The sequence below is a fragment of the Streptomyces sp. NPDC087270 genome (genome assembly GCF_044744625.1).
In the GTDB taxonomy this organism is placed as follows: domain Bacteria; phylum Actinomycetota; class Actinomycetes; order Streptomycetales; family Streptomycetaceae; genus Actinacidiphila.
This window is the reverse complement of record NZ_JBIUYR010000004.1, coordinates 153,721-174,846: the sequence shown is the minus strand read 5'-3', so window position 1 is coordinate 174,846 and position 21,126 is coordinate 153,721. Positions and strand designations below refer to the sequence as shown.

The 21,126-nt window shown below is 71.9% G+C and carries 16 protein-coding genes, 1 tRNA gene and 1 CRISPR repeat array; of the genes, 10 read left to right on the top strand and 7 right to left on the bottom strand.

The genetic code is table 11. The features are described from left to right. Nucleotides 1–30: 30 nt before the first annotated feature. The 5 genes from ACIPAE_RS09830 to ACIPAE_RS09810 form a co-directional block, all read right to left on the bottom strand. Nucleotides 31–2,094 (bottom strand): phosphocholine-specific phospholipase C, encoded by a 2,064-nt coding sequence (locus tag ACIPAE_RS09830; RefSeq protein WP_402444116.1) that lies wholly within the window; start codon nt 2,092–2,094, stop codon nt 31–33. A gap of 259 nt (nt 2,095–2,353) precedes the next feature. Then, nucleotides 2,354–2,674, bottom strand: coding sequence for a hypothetical protein (locus ACIPAE_RS09825; protein WP_402444114.1), 321 nt, complete (start codon nt 2,672–2,674; stop codon nt 2,354–2,356). Between the two features lie 407 nt (nt 2,675–3,081). Next, complete coding sequence (locus ACIPAE_RS09820; RefSeq protein WP_329367173.1) at nt 3,082–3,351, bottom strand: hypothetical protein; 270 nt, start codon at nt 3,349–3,351, stop codon at nt 3,082–3,084. Nucleotides 3,352–3,758: 407 nt separating this feature from the next. Then, complete coding sequence (locus ACIPAE_RS09815) at nt 3,759–4,205, bottom strand: nitroreductase family deazaflavin-dependent oxidoreductase (protein ID WP_329367170.1); 447 nt, start codon at nt 4,203–4,205, stop codon at nt 3,759–3,761. 49 nt (nt 4,206–4,254) lie between these two features. After that, nucleotides 4,255–4,902, bottom strand: a complete 648-nt coding sequence (locus ACIPAE_RS09810) for a hypothetical protein (protein WP_402444111.1) — start codon at nt 4,900–4,902, stop codon at nt 4,255–4,257. A 413-nt stretch (nt 4,903–5,315) separates the two neighbouring features. Further along, nucleotides 5,316–6,625: a CRISPR direct-repeat array (repeat unit 29 nt; unit sequence GTGGTCCCCGCGCATGCGGGGCTGTTCCC). A gap of 95 nt (nt 6,626–6,720) precedes the next feature. Between ACIPAE_RS09810 and casA the strand changes: the two genes are divergently transcribed. The 8 genes from casA (at nt 6,721) to ACIPAE_RS09770 (ending at nt 16,579) form a co-directional block, all read left to right on the top strand. Beyond that, complete coding sequence (gene casA / locus ACIPAE_RS09805; RefSeq protein ID WP_402444110.1) at nt 6,721–11,370, top strand: type I-E CRISPR-associated protein Cse1/CasA; 4,650 nt, start codon at nt 6,721–6,723, stop codon at nt 11,368–11,370. Beyond that, a complete protein-coding gene (gene casB / locus ACIPAE_RS09800) occupies nt 11,367–12,080 on the top strand; it encodes a type I-E CRISPR-associated protein Cse2/CasB (protein WP_402444108.1) in 714 nt (237 codons plus the stop codon). The genes casA and casB overlap by 4 nt, the downstream gene beginning before the upstream one ends. A 59-nt stretch (nt 12,081–12,139) precedes the next feature. Then, complete coding sequence (gene cas7e / locus ACIPAE_RS09795) at nt 12,140–13,369, top strand: type I-E CRISPR-associated protein Cas7/Cse4/CasC (protein ID WP_402444107.1); 1,230 nt, start codon at nt 12,140–12,142, stop codon at nt 13,367–13,369. Further along, nucleotides 13,366–14,070 carry a type I-E CRISPR-associated protein Cas5/CasD gene (gene cas5e, locus ACIPAE_RS09790; RefSeq protein WP_329367160.1) on the top strand — a complete coding sequence of 235 codons (705 nt, stop codon included), beginning with the start codon at nt 13,366–13,368 and terminating at the stop codon, nt 14,068–14,070. Before cas7e ends, cas5e begins: the two co-directional genes overlap by 4 nt. Beyond that, nucleotides 14,070–14,771, top strand: coding sequence for a type I-E CRISPR-associated protein Cas6/Cse3/CasE (cas6e, locus tag ACIPAE_RS09785; protein WP_366413069.1), 702 nt, complete (start codon nt 14,070–14,072; stop codon nt 14,769–14,771). Before cas5e ends, cas6e begins: the two co-directional genes overlap by 1 nt. 7 nt (nt 14,772–14,778) lie before the next feature. Beyond that, nucleotides 14,779–15,729 (top strand): type I-E CRISPR-associated endonuclease Cas1e, encoded by a 951-nt coding sequence (gene cas1e / locus ACIPAE_RS09780; RefSeq protein WP_402444104.1) that lies wholly within the window; start codon nt 14,779–14,781, stop codon nt 15,727–15,729. A gap of 13 nt (nt 15,730–15,742) precedes the next feature. Next, a complete protein-coding gene (gene cas2e, locus ACIPAE_RS09775; protein WP_402444102.1) occupies nt 15,743–16,099 on the top strand; it encodes a type I-E CRISPR-associated endoribonuclease Cas2e in 357 nt (118 codons plus the stop codon). Between the two features lie 303 nt (nt 16,100–16,402). Next, a complete protein-coding gene (locus ACIPAE_RS09770) occupies nt 16,403–16,579 on the top strand; it encodes a hypothetical protein (protein ID WP_402444101.1) in 177 nt (58 codons plus the stop codon). 164 nt (nt 16,580–16,743) lie between these two features. Here ACIPAE_RS09770 and ACIPAE_RS09765 read toward each other — a convergent pair. Together ACIPAE_RS09765 and ACIPAE_RS09760 are read right to left on the bottom strand one after the other, a co-directional pair. Then, nucleotides 16,744–16,830 (bottom strand) — tRNA-Ser (locus ACIPAE_RS09765). A 70-nt stretch (nt 16,831–16,900) separates the two neighbouring features. After that, the gene (locus ACIPAE_RS09760; protein WP_402444099.1) at nt 16,901–18,745 is read right to left on the bottom strand and encodes a S1C family serine protease; all 1,845 of its coding nucleotides are present in this window, start codon (nt 18,743–18,745) and stop codon (nt 16,901–16,903) included. Nucleotides 18,746–19,043: 298 nt separating this feature from the next. On the opposite strand from ACIPAE_RS09760, the gene ACIPAE_RS09755 reads away from it, so the two are divergent. Both ACIPAE_RS09755 and ACIPAE_RS09750 read left to right on the top strand, forming a co-directional pair. Continuing rightward, nucleotides 19,044–19,907, top strand: coding sequence for a glycerophosphodiester phosphodiesterase (locus ACIPAE_RS09755; protein ID WP_329367111.1), 864 nt, complete (start codon nt 19,044–19,046; stop codon nt 19,905–19,907). A 355-nt stretch (nt 19,908–20,262) separates the two neighbouring features. Next, nucleotides 20,263–20,982: an ATP-binding protein gene (locus ACIPAE_RS09750; protein ID WP_402444489.1), complete on the top strand. Its 720-nt coding sequence runs from the start codon at nt 20,263–20,265 to the stop codon at nt 20,980–20,982. The last annotated feature ends 144 nt before the right edge of the window (nt 20,983–21,126 follow it).

Sequence of the window (21,126 nt, the reverse complement as noted above, 5' to 3'; positions counted from 1 at the left end):
CCGGCGGACGGGTGGGCAGAAGGTGAGCGGTCAGGCCGTCACGGTGGCCGGGTCGCTGGTGCTCGCGGCGCCGGTCTCCACGTGTCCGGCGAAGCGCCGCACGTACGCGGCGTCGGCGCCGGAGGTGACCGTGACGTCGTACCAGTGGTTGCCGGCGGCCACGCCCCAGCCCGGGACGCTGTGCGAGCCGCCCGCCGCGACGGTGTACGTGTAGTGGTCGTCGGGCGCGTACGCGTCGGTCGCGGTGAACGTGACCGGGTCGGTGCCGGGGTTGCTGAAGACCAGGGTGACCTGGCCGGCGGAGGCGTCGTTCCGGGCGGTCACCTCGGGGCCGACCGAGCCCGCCGTGCCGGCCATCCGGCGCAGGAAGCCGTTCGGCCCGTGGACCGAGAAGTCGTACGGCGAGGAGGCGCCGGGCATCGCCCAGGTGTCGGTGAGGGTCTTGCCCGCCTCGACCGTGTACGGCCAGGGGCCGTCCGAGCGCACCGCGGAGGTGACGAGGAAGGCCGCACCCGCCGCGCCGAAGTTGCCGAAGGTGAACTGCATCCGCCCGTCGACCGGTTCGGTGTCCGCGGCCAGGTCGTACGGCAGCGCGCGGGCGTTGCGCAGGCCGGCCTCCTGCGCCGGCACCGTACCGGTGGACGGCGGGGTCGGGACGTAGTCACCGGGGTTGTCGTGGTTCGGCGGGGCGTAGCCGCCGGTGCCGGGGAGCGTGGGCGCGGCGGAGTCGCTGCGGGTGAAGTCGAAGGCGGCGGTGAGGTCGCCGCAGACCGCGCGGCGCCAGGGCGAGACGTTGGGGTTGTGCACGCCGAACCGCTTCTCGATGAACTGCACGATCGAGGTGTGGTCGAAGGTCTGGGAGCAGACCCAACCGCCGGTACTCCAGGGCGAGAGGACCAGCATCGGTACCCGCGGCCCGAGTCCGTACGGCCCGGCGGCGTACCCGGACACGCCGCCGGTGTACAGGTCCTGGGTGACGTCGGCGGTGGACAGGCCGCGGGCGGCGGAGGCGGGCGGGAAGGGCGGGACCACGTGGTCGAAGAAGCCGTCGTTCTCGTCGTAGGTGAGGAAGACGGCGGTACGGCTCCACACGTCGGGGTCGGCGGTGAGCGCGTCGAGTACCTGGGAGACGTACCAGGCGCCGTAGTTCGCGGGCCAGTTGGGGTGCTCGCAGAACGCCTCGGGGGCGGCGATCCAGGAGACCTGCGGCAGCCGCCCGGCCAGCACGTCCGCCTTGAGCTGGTCGAAGTAGCCGTCCCCGCCGTTGGCATCGGTGCCGGTGCGGGCCTTGTCGTAGAGCGGGTCGCCGGCCACGGCGTTGCGGTACTGGTCGAAGTAGAGCAGCGAGTTGTCGCCGTAGTTGCCGATGAAGGCGTCGCTGGTCCAGCCCCAACCGCCGCCGCTGTCCAGGCCGGTGCCGGTGTCCTGGTAGACCTTCCACGACACGCCCGCGTTCTCCAGGATCTCCGGGAAGGTGGTCCAGCCGTAGCCGGCCTCCTCGTTGCCCAGCACCGGGCCGCCGCCGCTGCCGTCGTTGCCCGCGTAACCGGTGTACATGTAGTAGCGGTTGGGGTCCGTGGAGCTGAGCATCGAGCAGTGGTACGCGTCGCAGACGGTGAACGCGTCGGCGAGGGCGTAGTGGAAGGGGATGTCCTCGCGGGTGAGGTACGCCATCGTGGTGGTGCCCTTGGCGGGAATCCAGTCGTCGTAGTTGCCGCCGTTCCACGCCTGGTGGGTGCCGTACCAGCTGTGGTCGAGGTCCTGGATGAACTGCAGGCCCAGGTTGTCGGCGTCCGGCCGGAAGGGCAGCGTCTCGTGCCCGGAGGAGTCCGCCTGGTGGAAGACGGTGCTGCCGCTCGGCAGGGTGGCCGGGCGCGGGTCGCCGAAGCCGCGGACGCCCCGCAGGGTGCCGAAGTAGTGGTCGAACGAACGGTTCTCCTGCATGAGGACGACGACGTGCTCGACGTCCTGCAACGTCCCGGTTCCGGCGGCGGCCTGGATCGCGGCGGCCTTGGCGATGCCGCCGCCGAGCACGGACGCGGCAGCGGTGCCGCCGGCGAGTTGGAGGAACCTTCGACGGTTGACGTTGGGCACGAATGCTCTCCTGACGGTCCGGTGGGGGCGGCTCAGGCGGAGATGCCTGCGCGATCGTGCGCGCTGAGGAGGTTTTCGCGACATACCCGATCAGGGATGCCGCGCACATGATGGTGACGGCCCGCGCAGGGTGTCAATGCCGCGTGAACAAGCCACCGTCGCCCAGGCCATCCCCTCCGGGTACCCCGGGTCGCCAGCCCGGCCTGCTCCCGAGCCGCCCGGCCGCCTGCTCCCGCGCCGCCCAGCCGTCGCCCAGGACTCAACCGGCCTGGCCGGAGGGGGACGCGCCGGCGGCGGAAGTGCCGGCAGCGGGAGCAGCGGTGGCGGCACGTACGAGCCCGGTCCGCGCGCGGGCCGCCGCCTTCGCCCCACCCGCCACGGCCGCCTGCTCCGTCGGGAACTCTCCGTAGATGACGACGACGCTGCCCATGCGGGCGTAGACCGTGTACGTCCGCGTACCGTCGTCCGGCCTGGCCGACGGGGTGTCGCTCCCGCCGTCCCACGTCGTGGTCTCCTCGACGAACGCCTCGTCCCCCAACTCCGCATCGGTCAGGCGGAATCGCAGCGTCTGGGGAGCCATCGGCCTGAACCCCGGCGCGGATACCGTGGTTTGCGGGCAGGTCGCCGCCAGGGACCGTTTCAGCGCCATGTAGTGCGCCGCCTGATCGCGCCGCATGGAGACGAGTTGCTCAACAGGGCTGGATGTCGGCGCCGTTGCTCCCCCGGCTGTTCCCCCGGGGGCTCCTCCGGGGGCTCCTCCAGGTGTTCCTCCAGCGGTGCGCGGCGGCGCGAACTGGACGGCACGGGGGGGCCTGCATGCGGTACAGCTCGGTCACCGTGTCCTTGGCCCCGGCCGGGCAGTCCGCCCCCGCGGGCCTTCCGGCCGACCGGCACCCGTTCGAAGCCCGTCAGCCTATAGGTCGGCTCCGCCGGATCAGTGCCTCGGAGTCAGCGCCTCCGGGTCAGCGCCCCCGGGCCATCTCCGGGTCAACGCCTCCGCACCACCCGTACGACGTGGACCAGCGTCATGCAGAACAAGACGAAGCAGGCCGTCGACAGCACGGCGATCACGTTCTGGGTGTCACCCGTGTCTGTTTCCGCCGCGCCCCAGGCGAGCAGGCCGGTCAGGACGAAGAACGTGGCCGCCCAGCCGACCGGCCATCGCAGCCGCGGAGTGCGCGCCGACCCGCCACCCGCCGGCCCCCTGCCGGCCCCGACCCGTACCGCTCCGTGAGCGTGAGTGCTCGGTGAGTTCATGACGAACCTCCAGGCATCGCCGGCGGCGCTCGGGCCGACCGCACAAGGCGCGGGATCGGCGCGGTGGGCGTCGCACGCCAGGTACGCGGACACGAGGGGCTTCGAGGGCTTCGAGGGCTCCGGGAGTACGCGGCCACGCCGTCCGAGACCATGCCCGCGCGGCGTGACCCGGCACCCCTCACCGATGGGCGACCGCACCCTCATCGGCCCGCAGCCGTCCCTGTTCGTATCCCTACCCCGCCATTCTCCCGCGCGGGCTGAGCATGCGCACGTCCGACCGGCGCGGTGCCCCCGCGGAGGGACGACGGGCAGACGCGAGCGACCCCGTGCTCTCACGGTTCGACTTCTCACGGTTCGACGCGGGGCTCCCGCCCTGGGGCGGGCGGGAGCGCGGGATCGGAGCGGCGTCAGTCGGCGCGGGCCGCCGGCTCCAGGACGAAAACGGGGATCACCCGGTCCGTCTTCGTCTGGTACTCGGCGTACGCCGGCCAGACCTCGACCGCGCGGGGCCACCACAGCTCCCGCTCCTCGCCGGTGGCCTCGCGGGCCGTCATGTCCTGGCGCACGGCGCCGTCCTGCAACTCGACCAGCGGGTGCGCGACCAGGTTGTGGTACCAGGCGGGATGGCTCGGCGCGCCCCCCTGGGAGGCCACCACGGCGTACGTCCCCTGGTGCTCCACCCGCATGAGCGCGTTCTTGCGGACCTTGCCGCTCTTGGCCCCGAGGCTGGTGAGGACGATCACCGGCACCCCCTCCAGGGTCGTGCCCTCCGTGCCCCCGGAACTCTCGTACAGGGCGACCTGATCCCGCACGAACGCGTCCGGGCTCGGCTGGTACTCACCACTGAGAGGCATGCTGTCCTCTTTCCACTCGTGCAGGCGGCCCACCACGGCCGACCTCACGTCAGCCGCCGACCGGCCCTCGGACTGATCTGCCACGCCCATGATCCTCCAGCCCGCGGCCGGGCTCGTCCTGGACCCGGTAGCCCAGCGCGCCGGCCCGCGGGGTGAGGGCCTCGAAGTTCGCCGTGGCAGAAAGCGCGGTGACCGTCCGGCGGGCCAGTGGGTCGCCCGAGAGCACCGCGCGCACGGCGTCCAGGTCGACCGGCCTCCCGTAGTAGTCCTGCGCATAGCCCACGTACGCCTCTGGGCTGCCTTCGGTGAGCAGGCCGAACAGCCAGCCCGCCCCGTCCGACTCGTCGTCCGCGAACTCGACCGGCCCGCACTCCCAGGCAGGCGCACCCGCCTCACGCCACACGCAGACCGTCGCGTCGAAGAAGCCGTCGAACTGGAACTCCGGAGTCGTCGCGTAGTGCGCGAGCGAGGCCGGCAAGCCGTCGAGGAGACCGGGCCAGTGCGCGCGAGGCTCTTCCCGCCACGGCGTCACGTCGCACTCGTGGTCGAACCCGTAGAGGAACACTCCCGCCGGGTCGAACACGATCGCGTACTGGTCACCCGCGCCGTTGTCCATGGAGGCCAGATCCACACCCGCCCGCCAGCCGCTCGCGAACGAGTGGGTGGGAGCTTCCGCGTCGAGGATAGCGTCAAGCATCGCGAACCCCCGGCAGCGGGCAGCCAGAACGACCGGGGCCCGAGGCGCAATGGCCCCGACCTGCGCAAACACTCCCGACCACCGTCCATACCCCCTCGCGCGGGCCACAGGTCGACCACGCCGAGCCCCCAGACAACGCGAACCTCGTCCGCGCCTCCAGCTCCCCCGTGCACGCCGACACCCTAAGCAGCGGGCACACCCTGAACACCCAACCGCACTCACACAAAAGCCACTTCATGAACCCACGCGCAGATGCACCCGACAGGCCGCGTGATTAACTCAGCAAGGGCGCTGCCCACCAGCACCCGGCCCACCAAGACGGCCTCACTCCAGCAGAATTGCCCGAAATGACCAAATCTGCAGAAGTAAGTAAAAACACGTCTCCCGCTCCATAAAACCGCAGGCCACGGAATGTGGTCCCCGCGCATGCGGGGCTGTTCCCGGCCCGTTGAGCAAGGCCGAAAAAGACGTAAAGTGGTCCCCGCGCATGCGGGGCTGTTCCCCGCGGAACCATCGTCAACAAGCTCCCTCACCTGTGGTCCCCGCGCATGCGGGGCTGTTCCCCGCGAGTCACCGAGCTTCGGGACGAATCCCACGTGGTCCCCGCGCATGCGGGGCTGTTCCCTCGAACGGGTAGCGCGGCTGCGGGGCGACGTCGTGGTCCCCGCGCATGCGGGGCTGTTCCCCGCTCGGCGTCCTGCGGGTACATGGACCCGGCGTGGTCCCCGCGCATGCGGGGCTGTTCCCGTCCACACCATCAGCGCGCGGCCCGGGTTCCAGTGGTCCCCGCGCATGCGGGGCTGTTCCCCGCTGGTCGTCCAGGTCGCGGAAGCGGGGGCTGTGGTCCCCGCGCATGCGGGGCTGTTCCCCACCTGACATCGCCGGCCCGCGCGCCGGACCAGTGGTCCCCGCGCATGCGGGGCTGTTCCCCGGGCGCGGGCAAGCGCGCGGCCCTGTACCGGGTGGTCCCCGCGCATGCGGGGCTGTTCCCATCCGTGCCGGCCCCAAACCCGGCCGCCTCGTGTGGTCCCCGCGCATGCGGGGCTGTTCCCGCGCCGTTCATGCCGAAGTCGGCCAGGCGATAGTGGTCCCCGCGCATGCGGGGCTGTTCCCCCGCCCGGGCGGACCTTGTGCAGCGGGCCGTAGTGGTCCCCGCGCATGCGGGGCTGTTCCCGACACCACCGCCGAACAAGCCGTCATCGGCTCGTGGTCCCCGCGCATGCGGGGCTGTTCCCGACGCCCTTCGAGCGGCCGGTATCGACTACCCGTGGTCCCCGCGCATGCGGGGCTGTTCCCGACCCGGTGACCCTGCCCGTCTACCGCTACCGGTGGTCCCCGCGCATGCGGGGCTGTTCCCCACATCAGGGTGAGCACGTTCGGCAGGTGCAGGTGGTCCCCGCGCATGCGGGGCTGTTCCCGCGTCGCCGATGGCGCGGATGACGCTCGCCGAGTGGTCCCCGCGCATGCGGGGCTGTTCCCTGAACGGTGACGAGCCAGGCGTCTACAACTGGGTGGTCCCCGCGCATGCGGGGCTGTTCCCGTCGCCGAGTTGCTCGACATCGCCACGACCGAGTGGTCCCCGCGCATGCGGGGCTGTTCCCGCATTCGGGCTGTTCCACAGGTCGAGCGCGGCGTGGTCCCCGCGCATGCGGGGCTGCTCCCTTCGAGGTCTCGTTGCCGGCGGTGTCGGCCGTGTGCTCCCCGCCCGTGCGGGGCCGTTCGTCACGGCCATACCTCGGGTAGATCCCATCTCCAGCAAACGCTCATAAGAGATCAACATCGGGCAGATTACGACTTGCCGCCCTTGGTGGCGGCGCCATGCTGTGCACTACTGCCGTGAACAGCACTGGCCCGACCTTCGATGAGGCGTTCGATGGCCTCTCGGTCGCGGCGCGGGCGGCGTGGGGGAAGCACGATCGCCCCACCGATGGATGGCTGCCGTTGTGGCGGCACATGGCCGACAGCGGGGCCGTGGCGGGGCGGTTGTGGGACGCGTGGTTGCCGCGGAACGTCAAGGTGCTGGTCAGCGAGGCGTTGCCCGGGGGGATCGAGGACGGGCGGCGGCTCGCCGTGTGGCTCGCCGCAAGCCACGACGTCGGGAAGGCGACACCCGCGTTCGCATGTCAGGTGGAGTCCCTGGCGAACGCGATGCGGGATGCCGGACTGGCGATGCCGGACCAGAAACAGTTCGGAGAGGACCGGAAGTTGGGGCCACACGGGCTGGCCGGGCAACTGATCATGCAGGAGTGGCTCGCTGAAGAGCACGGCTGGACCGACCGGATCAGCGGACAGTTCGCGATCGTGGTCGGGGGCCACCATGGGGTGCACCCGGGGCATCAGCGAATTCACGACCTGGCGCTGCACCCGGAATTACTCAGAACGAGAGGTGCGAGCGAAGCCGCGTGGAAGGCCGTGCAGTTAGAGCTGCTGGACGCGTGCGCGCAGGCCGCGGACGTGAAGAAGCGGCTCAGCGCGTGGAAGACTGTGAAACTGCCGCAAATAGCACAGGTGACGCTGACCGCGCTGGTCATCCTGGCCGATTGGATCGCCAGTTCGGCGGAGCTGTTTCCCTATCAGACGGTCGATGAGGGCGGTGACCGGCGCACCACGGAACAGAGGCTGGCAGCAGCCTGGCGCGGACTGGACCTGCCGGCTCCGTGGGAGCCGGAAGAACCAGAAGCCCCCGCCGCGGAGTTGTTCGCCCGCCGTTTCGACCTGCCGGACGGCGCGTCGATCCGCCCCGTACAGGAAGAAGCCGTACGGGTCGCCCGGGAGATGAACCCGGCGGGCCTGCTGATCATCGAGGCGCCGATGGGCGAGGGCAAGACGGAGGCGGCCCTGGCCGCGGCCGAGATCCTTGCCGCGCGTACGGGCGCGGGTGGCTGCATGGTGGCGTTGCCGACCCGAGCGACCGGGGACGCGATGTTCGCGCGACTGCTCGACTGGCTGGACCACTTGCCGGCCGAAGGCCCGCGCTCGGTCTTCCTCGCCCACGCCAAAGCCGCCCTCAACGACACGTGGGCGGGTCTGGCACGCGACGGCAGCCGTACGATCGCGGCCGTCGACCTCGACGGCCCCGACGAGGTGTCGCGGCCGAGTGCGAAGACCCGGCGACGGCCGTCCGGCCTCCAGGCCCACCAGTGGCTGCGCGGGAGGAAGAAGGGACTGCTCGCGTCGTTCGCCGTGGGCACGATCGACCAGGTGCTGTTCGCCGGACTCAAGAGCCGTCACCTCGCCCTGCGGCACCTGGCACTCGCGGGCAAGGTCGTCATCATCGACGAAGTCCACGCGTACGACGCCTACATGAGCACGTACCTGGAGCGGGTCCTGGAGTGGCTGGCCGCCTACCGCGTCCCGGTCGTCCTGCTGTCGGCAACGCTCCCGGCGGGAAGGCGACGCGCGCTCGTCGAGGCGTACGTGGGTGAGGCCGTGCCGACGGCGGAGGCGCCCACGGACGCGTATCCGCTGCTGACGGCCGTATCGCGGGACGGGAGCGCCATGATCGCGCAGCCGTCCGCGGCATCCGGGCGCGGTACCGACGTCCGGCTGGAGCCGTGGGAAGACGACGTTGCCGCGCTCGGCGATCGCCTGGCAGCCGAACTCGCCGATGGCGGCTGCGCCTTGGTCGTACGGAACACCGTCGACCGGGTGCAGGAGGCGGCCGAGCGGCTGAGGGAGCGGTTCGGCGAGGACCACGTCACTGTCGCCCACTCCCGCTTCCTGGCCGCCGACCGGGCGCGGAAGGACTCCGAGTTGCTGGAGCGGTTCGGCCCGAATGGCAATCGGCCGACCGGAGCGCACGTCGTCGTCGCGAGCCAGGTCGTGGAGCAGTCACTCGACATCGACTTCGACCTTCTCGTCACCGACCTCGCCCCGGTGGACTTGATGTTGCAGCGCATGGGCCGCCTGCATCGCCACGTACGCGACCGGCCTCCCCGGCTCCGAACGGCCCGATGCCTGGTGACGGGCACGGAGTGGACGATCGACCCGCCGAGCGACCCGCCGATCCCCGCGAAGGGAACCGTCGGCGTCTACGAGGGGAAGCACCTGCTGCTGCGGACGCTCGCGGCCCTCCAACCACACCTGGACGCGGAGCCGTTGCGGCTGCCCGACGACATCAGCCCTCTGGTGCAGGCGGTTTACGGTAACGCCCCTCTCGGCCCGAGCAGTTGGGCAGCGGAGATGGACGAAGCCCGCCGCGCGTACCGCCAACTCCTGGCCACCAAGCGCGAGCGCGCCGAGGTCTTCCGTCTCGGCCCGGTCCGCAAGCCGGGGAGGCCGGTCATCGGCTGGGTGGACGCGGGCGTCGGAGACGCGGACGACAGCGGTACCGGCAGGGCCCAGGTGCGCGACAGCGAGGAGAGTGTCGAGGTCCTGGTGATCCGACGCCACAGCGACGGCACCCTGGCGACCGTGCCGTGGCTGGACAGGAACCGCGGCGGCCTGGAGCTGCCCGAGCACGCCGTGCCGCCGCCGCGGGCCGCAGCAGCGGCGGCCGCCAGCGCCCTCACCCTTCCCTGGCACTTCTCCAAGCCGTGGGTGATCGACCGGACCATCGCGGAACTGGAGAAGTTCCAGGTCGCGGCGTGGCAGGCGAAGGAATGCCCCTGGCTGGCCGGGGAGTTGTTCCTCGTCCTCGACGAGGACTGTCGGACCCGGCTGGCAGGCTACGACCTCACCTACAGCCCGTCCGACGGGCTCCTCGTGACGCCTGCCGGCGCACGTCACTCAAGAGTGGTGGACCGCGTGCCCGACTTCGACCTTGTCGCCCGGCCCTGGCTGCCGGTGCAGCGTCTCGACGGCTCGACAGCCGAGCTGTCCCTGCGGGACGCCTTCGCCCACGCGGGAGAGCTGCGCCGTCTGGTCGGCGACGTGCCCACGCAGGAGTTCGCGCTGCTGCGGCTGCTGGTGGCCGTCCTGTACGACGCGCTCGAAGGGCCCGAGGACATCGAGGAGTGGGGTGAGTTGTGGGAGGCCGGCGAGGATGCCTTCGCCGACGTGCCCGACTATCTCGAACGGCATCGCGACCGTTTCGACCTGCTGCACCCGCACCACCCGTTCCTCCAAGTGGCCGACCTGCACACGGAGAAGGATGAGGTGGGCCCGCTCAACCGGATCGTCGCCGATGTGCCGAACGGCGACCCGTTCTTCAGCATGCGGCAACCCGGCCCGGATCGAATGGAGTTCGCGGAGGCGGCCCGCTGGCTGGTGCATGCCCACGCCTTCGACGTGTCCGGCATCAAATCCGGCGCGGTCGGCGACCCGAGGGTCAAGGGTGGCAAGGGCTATCCCCAAGGCGTCGGTTGGACCGGCAACCTCGGTGGGATCTTCGCCGAGGGCACCACGCTGCGCGAGACACTGCTGCTCAACCTCATCGCGGCGGACAACGACTTCCTCCAGGTCAAGAAGAACGACCGTCCCGCGTGGCGCCGCCCGATCGTCGGCCCGGAACCGTTCGAGCCCGACCCTGACGATCCCCGGCCGTCCGGCCCGCGCGACCTCTACACCTGGCAGAGCCGCCGCGTCCGCCTGCACCACTCGGGTGGCGCCGTCACGGGTGTGGTCCTGGCGTACGGCGACACACTGCTCCCGTTCAACAAGCACCTGCGCGAGCCGATGACCGGCTGGCGCGACAGCCCGCAGCAGGCGAAGAAGCAAGGCGTTCCGCAGGCGTACATGCCGCGCACGCACGACCCGAGCCGGGCGGCGTGGCGAGGTCTGGCCGCGCTGCTGCCCGCGCAGGGGCAGGCCCGTGAGAGCGCCGAACAGCGGCAGGAGGCCGCGGCCATCCTGCCGTCCGGCGTGGTCGAGTGGCTGGCCAGGCTCACGAACGGCGGCTACCTCCCGAAGCTCGGCCTGCTCCGCACCCGGATCGTCGGCGCGTCGTACGGCACGCAGCAGTCGGTGATCGACGAGATCGTGGACGACGAGGTCGTGCTGCCCGTGGTCGCCCTGCACACCGCGCAACCCGAGTACGGGCGCACGGCAGTCGACGCGGTCGCCGACGCCGACGACGCGGTGCGGGCCCTCGGCTACCTGGCGGGCAACCTCGCCCGCGCGGTCGGCGCGGAGCCGGGCCCGCCCACGGACACCGCCCACGACCTCGGCTACGCGGCTCTGGACGGCCCGTACCGCCAGTGGCTGCGCAAGCTCGGCGAACACTCCGACCCGGCGGTGTACCGAGGCGAGTGGCAGGCCACCGTGTCCCAGATCATCCGCGACCTCGGCCGCGGTCTGCTCGACGCCGCCGGCCCGGCTGCCTCCGAAGGCCGCTACGTGGAGCAGCGCGACGGCAGCGGGGCCCGATGGGTCAACGACGCGCAGGCGGATGTGTGGTTCCGCGGACGCCTCAACAAGGTACTGACGCTCCTGCCCCGCGCGTCCGCCGCTGCCGACGGACCGCTTGACCAGGAAAGCCGCCCGTCCGACAAGGCCCCCGACCAGGAACCGACGGAGCAACCGGAATGACGACCACCGCCCCCTACGTCTCGGGCCCCCGTGCGATCGGACCGGTGGGCACCAGCGCCGACCGCTTCATCCGCCGCCTCCAGCGTGGCTACCGCGAGGACCGCCCGTCCGCCGTATCGACCCTCGCCCGGCTGCGTCGGGGGGCCGGACAGCCCGCGAACTCCCTCCCCGACTTGTGGGGCCAGACCGGGACGGAGGACCTCGCCATGGTGCTCGCCGAGATCGCGGACGAATCGCCGGGCGACACCTCCCGCGGTGGCCGGCGCCCGATCGACCAGGACCGCGCCGAGGAGGCGCTGCACCTGGCCGTGACGATGTGGGCCCTGCACCAGCAGTCCCACCGCGACATGGACACGCACATCTCTGGCTACGGCTTGGGCCGTTCGGTCCGCGCGCTGATGTCCAAGGCGGCGCCGGCCGCCGAAGGCGCCGGAGCCGCGGCCGTGAAGTCCGCGCCCGAACTGGACGGACCGGTGCGCCGACGCTTCGTCCGGGTCGGTACCGCCACGTCACTCGACATCCTCGGCCAGCGGCTGCGCGAGATCGTGCTTCTGCTCCGCAAGGACGGCGTCCCGCTCGACTACGCACTGCTGGCCGAGCAGCTCTACTGGTGGCAACTTCCCTCCGCGCAGGCCGGCATCCGGCGCGAGTGGGGCCGGGACTTCCACCTGGCGGGCGCCGTACGTGCCCATACCGCGACCGACAGCTGACCAGAGGGTCCACCGCACCGACCCCTACCGCCCCCGCTTCGCGAAGGAACCGATCGCCCGTGACGCGCACCATTCTCGACGTCCATGTGCTCCAGACCGTGCCGCCGAGCAACATCAACCGGGACGACACCGGCTCGCCCAAAACCGCCGTCTACGGCGGCGTGCGCCGCTCCCGAGTCTCCAGCCAGGCGTGGAAGCGGGCGACCCGGCGGAAGTTCGAGGAACTCCTCGACCCGTCCGAGCTCGGCGTCCGCACGAAGAAGGTCGCCGAAGCGCTCGCCGATCGGCTGGCTGCGCTCGACCCGTCGCTGGACCGCACGGCCGCGCTCGAACTCGCCTCCGAGGCACTGCGCACCGCCACGGGCTCCAAGATCGAGCCGCCCAAGCGCAAGGTCAAGGACGGCGAGCCCGACCCCGCGCCGGAATCGTCGTACCTGATGTTCCTCAGCGCCGCCCAACTCGACGGCCTCGCCGCCCTGACGATCAAGGGCAGCGACGGCAACGGAGACGTGAAGGCGCTCAAGGAGTTCTTCAAGGCCAAGGAGAACAAGGCGGCCGCCCGCCAACTCGTCGACACCCGGCACTCCGTGGACATCGCGCTGTTCGGCCGCATGGTCGCCGACGCCACCGATCTCAACGTCGAGGCCGCCACGCAGGTCGCACACGCCATCAGCGTGCACGCCGTTGACAACGAGTCGGACTACTACACCGCCGTCGACGACCGGAACACCGACGCCGAGTCCGGTGCCGGCATGATCGGCGTCGTCGACTTCAACTCCGCGACGCTGTACCGCTACGCGGCCGTCGACGTGAACCGGCTGCAGGCCAACCTCGGCGCCGGGCTCGACGACTCCGAACAGGCCGCCGCCCCGACCCGGCGCGCCGTCGAAGCGTTCCTCGAAGGCTTCATCACCTCCCTGCCCACCGGCAAGGTGAACACCTTCGGTCACCACACCCTCCCGACCGCGGTCATCGTCAAGCTGCGCACCAAGCGCCCGATCAGCTTCGTCGCCGCCTTCGAACGGGCCATCCGGCAGGGCGACGAGGGCGGTTTCGTCCGCGAGGCATGTGCCCGGCTCGCCCGCTACGTCCCCGACCTGGAGAAGGCGTACGGCGTCGCGGACGCGGACCGCACCTGGGTGGTGCGGGTGGGCGAGGACGCGGAACCGCTGGCCGGCCTCGGCCGGGAGGTCGGCATCGAGGAGTTGATCTCGACGGTCGGTGCCGCCGTCGTTGAGCAGTTGGGGTCCGCCGAGCGTCCCGTCGAGCCGGTGGGGTCCGGGGCATGAGCGTGCTCCTGCTGCGGCTGTCCGGCCCGCTCCAGGCATGGGGGTCGGCCGCCCGCTTCGTACGCCGCACCACGGAGAACGCCCCGACCAAGAGCGGTGTGCTGGGCATGCTCGCCGCCGCGGAAGGAAGGGCGCGCGAGGCAGACCTCTCCGACCTGGCCGCGCTGCGCTTCGGGGTCAGGATCGACCAACCCGGCACCCGGGTAAGGGACTTCCAGACTGCCCACCACTTCGACACGGACAAGTCCATGCCGCTCTCCGAGCGCTTCTACCTCGCCGACGCGGTCTTCGTCGCCGGAGTCGAAGGGGAGGCCGATGTCGTACGGCGGCTGTACTCGGCCGTGCGGGAGCCGGTCTACCTGCCGTACCTGGGGCGCCGTTCCTGCCCTCCGGCCGCACCGGTCGACCTCGGCGTGCGCGACGACGCCGACCTGGCCACCGCGCTGGAGCAGGCTCCGTGGCAGGCGTCGCCCTGGTACCGGGACCGGCACCGCGAGGGAACCGAACTCACCCTCCTCCTCGACAGCTTGCCCGGCGAGGCACCGGAGCAGACCCTCCGCGACGCACCGCTCAGCTTCGACCCGCGGCACCGCCGCTACGGCCTGCGCGGCATCACCTCCGCGAACGTCCCCCGGCCCGAAGCGCCGCCGACCCGGCCGATGTTCGACCACGACCCGACCTCCGTCCTGGGACCCGTCTGATGTACCTGACCCGCTTCCGCGTCAACACCGCCCGCCGGGAGGGCCGCGAACTCCTGGGTTCCCCGCACCGCATGCACGCGGCCGTGAACATGTCGTTCCCCGATCCCCCCGCGCGCGACGGCTCCGGCCCGCGCGTCCTGTGGCGCGTCGACCGCAACTCCGCCTCCGAGGTGGTGCTGTTCGTCGTCAGCCCCGGCCGCCCGGACATGACACACCTGGTGGATCAGGCGGGTTGGCCCGCGGCCACGGACACACCCGGCTGGCAGACGTACGACTACGGCAGCTTCCTCGATCAGCTCACCAAGGGCAGCACGTGGTCGTTCCGGCTCACCGCCAACCCCGTGCACAGCATCCGCCGTACCGCCGACGAACCCACCAAGCGCACCGCGCACATCACGCCGAAGCACCAGGCCGCCTGGCTGCTGAGCAGGCAGGACTCCGCCGGCTTCGCCATCACCGAGACGCCGCCCGGCAAACGTGTGCTGGACCAGGGTGACGAACTCCAGCTCGTCGTCCGGGACAAGAGGGATCTGCGCTTCGCCAAGGCAGCCGAGCGCAGGACCGTGTCGCTCACCACGGTCACCTACGACGGGCGGCTCACCGTCACCGAACCCGCCGTCCTGCGACGCACTCTCGTCCAAGGGCTCGGCAAGGCCAAGGCGTACGGCTGCGGCCTCATGACCCTCGCACCGGTGCGGTGATCCGGCCGTGAGCACCGTCGCCCGTCGCGGCGCCGCCGCTCCGCGTGAACTCGCCCGCGTCGGTGACCGGTTGTCGTTCGTCTACCTCGAACGCTGCGTCGTCCACCGCGCCGACAACGCCATCACCGCCACCGATGCCGACGGGGTCACCCACATCCCGTCCGCCACCATCGGCACCCTCCTGCTCGGCCCTGACACCCGCGTCACCCACCAGGCGATGAGCGTCCTCGGCGAGTGCGGCGCCGGCGTCGCGTGGGTCGGCGAACACGGCGTCCGCTTCTACGCCGGCGGGCGCGCGTTGACCCGCTCCTCCGCGCTCGTCGAGGCGCAGGCCACCGCGTGGGCCAACCGCCGTACCCGGCTGGACGTCGCCCGCGCGATGTACCGCCTGCGCTTCCCCGACGAGGACCCCTCCGGCCGCACCAGGCAGCAACTCCTCGGCATGGAGGGCGACCGCCTCAAAGCCTGCTACCGCGCCGAGTCCGCCCGCACAGGCGTGCCGTGGCGCCGCCGCGAATACCACCGCGACGACTTCGCCGCCGGGGACGCCCCCAACCAGGGCATCACCGCTGCCGCCCAGTGCATGTACGGCATCGCGCACGCCGTCGTCACCGCCCTCGGCTGCTCACCTGCCCTCGGCTTCGTCCACTCCGGCCACGAACGGTCCTTCGTGATGGACATCGCCGACCTCTACAAGACGGAAGTAGCCATCCCTGCGGCCTTCGACTCCGCCGTGGAAGGACCCGAGGACGTCGCCGCGCGCACCCGCCGCGCCCTGCGCGACCGCATCAACAAGACCCACCTGCTGGACCGTTGCGTCCGCGACATCAAGGACCTGCTGCGCTACGACGACACCGCCGCGGCCTCCTCCTCCGACAGCGACCGCGTGACGCTCCAGTCCGACCACGGCGCCGAGGTCGAGTCCGGCCGCAACCACGCCTCCGAGATCATCTGGTGAGGCAGGCTCCGCCATGACCGTGATCGTCCTCACCAACTGCCCTGCCGGCCTGCGCGGTTACCTCACCCGATGGCTCCTGGAGATCTCCCCCGGTGTCTTCCTCGGCAACCCCTCCGCCCGCATCCGCGAAGCCCTCTGGGCCGAAGTCCGCGCCTACGCCCACCAGGGCCGCGCCCTCCTCGCCCACCAGACCGACTCCGAACAGGGCTACACCTTCGCCACCCACGACCACGCATGGCACCCCACCAACCACGACGGCCTCACCCTCATCCACCGCCCCACCCCGTCTGACACCCCTTCCCGCTCCACGCCTCCCCCGGCAACGGGCTGGAGCAAAGCCGCAAAGCGCCGGAAGTTCGGCAACAGGTGAAGCGCCGCCCGCCCCTGTTCGCGTGGGCTCTACGGCTCACTTCTCACGAGGGGCGCCCGATATGCCGGAATCTCGGCAAGTGAGTAAAAACCGCAACCTCGGCTCCTAGAACCGCAGGTCGCGAAGTGTGCTCCCCGCGCGAGCGGGGCTGTTCCCGCCGGATGGCGGCCGCGGGCCCCCTGGTGGAAGTGCTCCCCGCGCGAGCGGGGCTGTTCCCGCCGGATGGCGGCCGCGGGCCCCCTGGTGGAAGTGCTCCCCGCGCGAGCGGGGCTGTTCCCGCAGACGGCGACCGTCATACGGGCGGTGAACGGTGCTCCCCGCGCGAGCTGGATCAAGGCGGGAGTGGACCCCGTCGAAGTCGCCCGGCGCGCGGGGCACAGCGTCGCCGTGCTCTTCCGCTTCTACGCCAAGATCCTGCGAGGCGTGCAGCATCACGCCAACGAACTGATCAACCGGGCCCTCACCGACCAGGGCGGATGACGGAGCGTGGCAGCCGACCGGGGCCCCGGAACCTGACCACAGGCTGACCACACGCACTGGTCATCAGCGGGACACGAGCGGCCCAGGGCGGGACACCGCACACGCAGAGGGGGCGCCCCAGGATCTGGGGCACCCGCTCTGACGTGCGCAAACAACTACCTCTGCGGAGGCTGTGGGATTTGAACCCACGGTGACATCGCTGCCACGACGGTTTTCAAGACCGTTCCCTTCGGCCGCTCGGGCAAGCCTCCACGGGTGTCCCCGGGGGCGGGGGCGCCGTGGGGGACAGCGTATCGGGTCGTCGGGCGGGGGTGGGGTGAGTCAGCTGTTGCTGTCTCCGGTGCGGTGGCCGAGCGTGAGAGTGGTGGTGTGGGTGGAGCCGTCCCGGGTGTACGTCAGGGTGACCTGGTCGCCGGGCTCGTGCTGCCAGATCTCGCCGATCAGGGTCTCACCGCTGTCGACGAGGGTGTCGTCGAACTTGGTGATCACGTCGCCGGGCTTGAGGCCCGCCTTCTGGCCGGGGCCGTTGGGGGTGATCGCGGAGTTGGAATCCGTGGAGATCTGAGCGCCGTCGCCGTCGTACTGGGTGTTGAGGGTGACCCCGATGACGGGGTAGACCGGCTGGCCGGTCTTGATCAGCTGAGTGGCGACCCGCTTGGCCTGGTTGATCGGGATGGCGAAGCCGAGGCCGACACTGCCGCCCTGGCTGCCGGGGGACGAGGTGCCGCCCGGCTGGATGGCGGAGTTGATGCCGATGACGGCGCCGTTGGCGTTGAGCAGGGGGCCGCCGGAGTTGCCCGGGTTGATGGAGGCGTCGGTCTGGATGGCGCTCATGTAGGAGGCGCTGCTGCCCTCGCCGTCGCTGGAGGCGACCGGGCGGTGGACGGCGGAGACGATGCCGGTGGTGACGGTGCCGGACAGGCCGTAGGGCGCGCCGACCGCGATGGTGGCGTCGCCGACGGCGGCGTTGTCGGAGTTGCCGAGCGGGAGCGGGGTGAGCTTGACGGCGCCCGGGTTCTTCAGCTTGATGACGGCGACGTCGTACCCCTGGGCGCGGCCGACGATCGAGGCGTCGTAGGTCTTGCCGTTGGAGAAGGTGACGGTGAGCTTGCCGCTGTCGGCGCCCGGGGCGACCACGTGGTTGTTGGTGAGGATGTGGCCCTGCTTGTCGAAGACGAAGCCGGTGCCGGTGTCGCTCTCCTGGCTGTTCTGCGCCTTGATGGTGACGACGCTGGGCAGCGTCTTGCTGGCGATGCCGGCCACCGAGGTGGGGGCGCGGTTGAGCGCCTTGCTGCTGCTGGCGGCGGAGATGGTGGTGGAGCCGGAGTCGTCGTTGTGCTTGGCGGCGTAGTAGCCGATGCCGCCGCCGACCCCGCCGGCCACCAGAGCGGCGACCAGGACCGCGGCGACCATGCTGCCGATGCGGCGCTTGCCACGCCCGTCGCCGGACGGCGAGCCGGGAGGCATCGGGGTGCCCCACACCGGGCCGCCGGGGGAGCCGGGGCCGCCCGCGCCGGGCTGCGGAGTGGCGTACGAGGGGGTGGACGGCACCGCGTACGGGTCGTGCACCGGATTGGGCTGCTGGGCACCGGGCTCCTGGCCACCCTGGTGCTCAGGCCCCTGCGGACCGGGCTGACCCGGCTGCCCGGGCTGGCCGCCCTGTGCAGCGCCGTACGCCGGCGCGGCAGCGCCGTAAGCGGGCGCCGGAGCGGCCGGCGGCTGCGGGTACTGCGGCTGAGGCGGCTGCGGCTGGTGCTGAGGAGCCTGCGCCTGCGGGGCCTGGGGTGCGTGCGGGCCCTGCGGTGCCTGAGGCGCCTCGTACGACGGCGCACCTGTCTTCGGTGCGTCGTACGGCGACGGAGCCTGGCCGCCACCGACCAGCGCGCTCGGCGGCGGGCCGTACGGCGACGGCGGACCGACCGGCGGGGGCGCCTGCGTCGGCACCGCCTCGGGGGCGGGTCCAGCGGAGGAGGAGGCGTCGGGGCTCGCGGCCCGGCCCGGCTCGACGTCCGCCTCCTGTGCCTGCGACGGCACCTGGTCGGCGGGGGCCGGGGCGGCGGGCGGCGCGGAGGGGGCCGGCGGAACGTGGGCAGCCGGGGCACCGTCGGGCGCGGCCGCCGACTCCGCAGCCGGTACGGACGACCCGGCCTCGTTCTCGGTGCTCACAGCATTTCTCCTCAGGGTCATGACGAACGACAGAAGACAAGGGGACGGATCACGTCGTGCCCATAGCATTTCCTACGGCGTGTCGGACCGCCGTAAGGGGTAGCTGTGCGCCATGCGCGGGTCCGCCGCACGGAGCCCGCGGCCTGCGGTACGGAGCCTGCGACCCGCCGTACGGCATCCGCCCTACGGCACTGACGAGCCCGCCGTACGGAGCCCGCACCCGGACCCGTACGCCTGGCGGCGCGGCCGGCCGCCGTACGGTGCGTGGCCGCCGGCCGCACGGTGGCACCATGGCCCGGTGACGTTTGCGCGCGTGGCCCCGGAGCCGTACCCGGAGGGACGGCCGGTCCAGGTCGTCGCCCATCGGGGCGCCTCCGAGGACGTACCAGAACATACGCTCGCCGCGTACCGGAAGGCTATCGAGGACGGTGCGGACGCGCTCGAATGCGACGTCCGGCTGACCGCCGACGGCGAGCTGGTGTGCGTGCACGACTGGCGGGTGAACCGCACGTCCAACGGCCGCGGCGCCGTGTCGTCGATGGAGCTGGCCGACCTCGCGGCGCTCGACTTCGGCTCCTGGAAGGGCCAGAACGCCGACCACGAGGCGCCGGAGCGGTTCGCCCAGGACCGGCTCGGCACCGGCCCGGACGACCCGGGCGAGCGCAGCCGCGTGCTGACCCTCCAGCGGCTGCTGGAACTGGTCGCCGACACCGACCGCAGGGTCGAGCTGGCCATCGAGACGAAGCACCCGACCCGCTGGGCCGGACAGGTGGAAGAACGGCTGCTGGAGCTGCTGGGCCGGTTCGGCCTGGACCGCCCGGCGCCCGGCGCGCCCTCCCAGGTGCGGGTGATGAGCTTCTCCGCCCGCTCGCTGCGCCGGGTCCGCCTCGCCTCGCCCGCGCTGCCGACGGTCTACCTGATGCAGTACGTCTCCCCGCGGCACCGCGACGGGCGGCTGCCGGCGGGCGTGGGCACCGCAGGGCCGAGCATGCGGATCGTCCGCGCCAACCCCGGCTACGTGGCGCGCCTGCACCGCGCCGGCCACCAGGTACACGTCTGGACCGTGGACCGCCCCGAGGACGTCGAGCTGTGCGCGCGGCTGGGCGTCGACGCGATCATCACCAACCGCCCGCGCAGGGTGCTGGCCCAGCTCGGCCGCTGACCGCCCGGCGGCGGCCGAGCCGGCCCCCGCGGCCCCGGCGGCCCCCGCAGCCCCCGCGGCCCCGGCTGACGCCCCACCCCCGGCCACGGCTCCGCGCGGGCCTGCGGCCGTCTCCTCCACCGTCACCGCCACCACCGCCTTCGCCGTGTCGCAGGCGGGGCTTCCGCCGCCGCCGCACGCGAGGCGCACGCCTCACGGGCTGAATCGTTACGCCACGCGCCGGATCGTGCGTTGGGCATGGACGTGTTCCATATCAGCCGTCAGTGTGCCGTAAAAGATCGCGCTTGGCCTGTTTCCGCTCGAGTGCCAAGGGGCATCCACCCTGTGGCGTGGGGTGAACAAGGAGGTCTCGGGGGTGTCGTTGATGGTGGCGCAAGAGGTGCCGACGTCCACGACCATGGCCCTGCCCCATGGTCCGACGGGCGTCGCGGACGCCAGACGCAGACTGCGTGCCGACCTGTACGCGCGAGGAGTGCCGGACCCGGTCGTGGACGATGCGGTCCTGATCCTCTCGGAGCTCATCAGCAACTCCTGCCGGCACGCCCGTCCGCTGGACGACATCGGACTCGACGGCTCCGACGGGATCGCCGGGATCGCGGATGCCGGCGGGATCGGTGTCAACGGAATCAGCGGATTCGGCGGCGACCCGCGGACACCGGAGGGCCGGGTGGGCGCGCAGACGCCCGCACACCATCCGGTCCGCGCCGCCCACACCGACCGTGCGGACCGCGCGGACACCCCCGAGCAGCGCAGCGGCATACGAGCGGCCTGGTCGGTGGACGCCGGCGGCGTCCTCGTCCTGGAGGTCACCGACGGCGGCGGCCCGACCCGGCCGCGCCCGTCGAGCCCCTCGCTGACCGCACACGGCGGCCGCGGCCTGGGCATCGTCGGCAGCCTCGCCCTGCGCTGGGGCGTGCGCGACGCGCCGGGCGAGGTGACGGTCTGGGCGCTGCTGCCGGTCCGCGGCAGGCACGCCCGCCGCGACGACTCGATGGGCACCGGCATCGGCCTCCCCCTGGGCGTCCCCCTCGGCCTTCCGCTCGACCTCGCCGAGTCCCTGGACGACCTGGGATAGCCGAAGGTTCGGTGGCCGGTCCGGTGGTCTGTTCCGTGACCGGTCCGGTGGTCTGTTCCGTGACCGGTCCGGTGGTCTGTTCCGTGACCGGTCCGGGGGTCTGTTCCGTGGCCGGTCCGGTGGCCGCCCCACGCACGGTCCGGT

Bases quoted from the DNA above. Each gene is read 5' to 3' on its own strand.
- ACIPAE_RS09825 (WP_402444114.1), bottom strand. From the start codon at position 2,674: ATGGCTCCCCAGACGCTGCGATTCCGCCTGACCGATGCGGAGTTGGGG.
- ACIPAE_RS09820 (WP_329367173.1), bottom strand. From the start codon at position 3,351: ATGAACTCACCGAGCACTCACGCTCACGGAGCGGTACGGGTCGGGGCC.
- ACIPAE_RS09815 (WP_329367170.1), bottom strand. From the start codon at position 4,205: ATGCCTCTCAGTGGTGAGTACCAGCCGAGCCCGGACGCGTTCGTGCGG.
- ACIPAE_RS09810 (WP_402444111.1), bottom strand. From the start codon at position 4,902: ATGCTTGACGCTATCCTCGACGCGGAAGCTCCCACCCACTCGTTCGCG.
- casA (WP_402444110.1), top strand. From the start codon at position 6,721: ATGCTGTGCACTACTGCCGTGAACAGCACTGGCCCGACCTTCGATGAG.
- casB (WP_402444108.1), top strand. From the start codon at position 11,367: ATGACGACCACCGCCCCCTACGTCTCGGGCCCCCGTGCGATCGGACCG.
- cas5e (WP_329367160.1), top strand. From the start codon at position 13,366: ATGAGCGTGCTCCTGCTGCGGCTGTCCGGCCCGCTCCAGGCATGGGGG.
- cas6e (WP_366413069.1), top strand. From the start codon at position 14,070: ATGTACCTGACCCGCTTCCGCGTCAACACCGCCCGCCGGGAGGGCCGC.
- cas2e (WP_402444102.1), top strand. From the start codon at position 15,743: ATGACCGTGATCGTCCTCACCAACTGCCCTGCCGGCCTGCGCGGTTAC.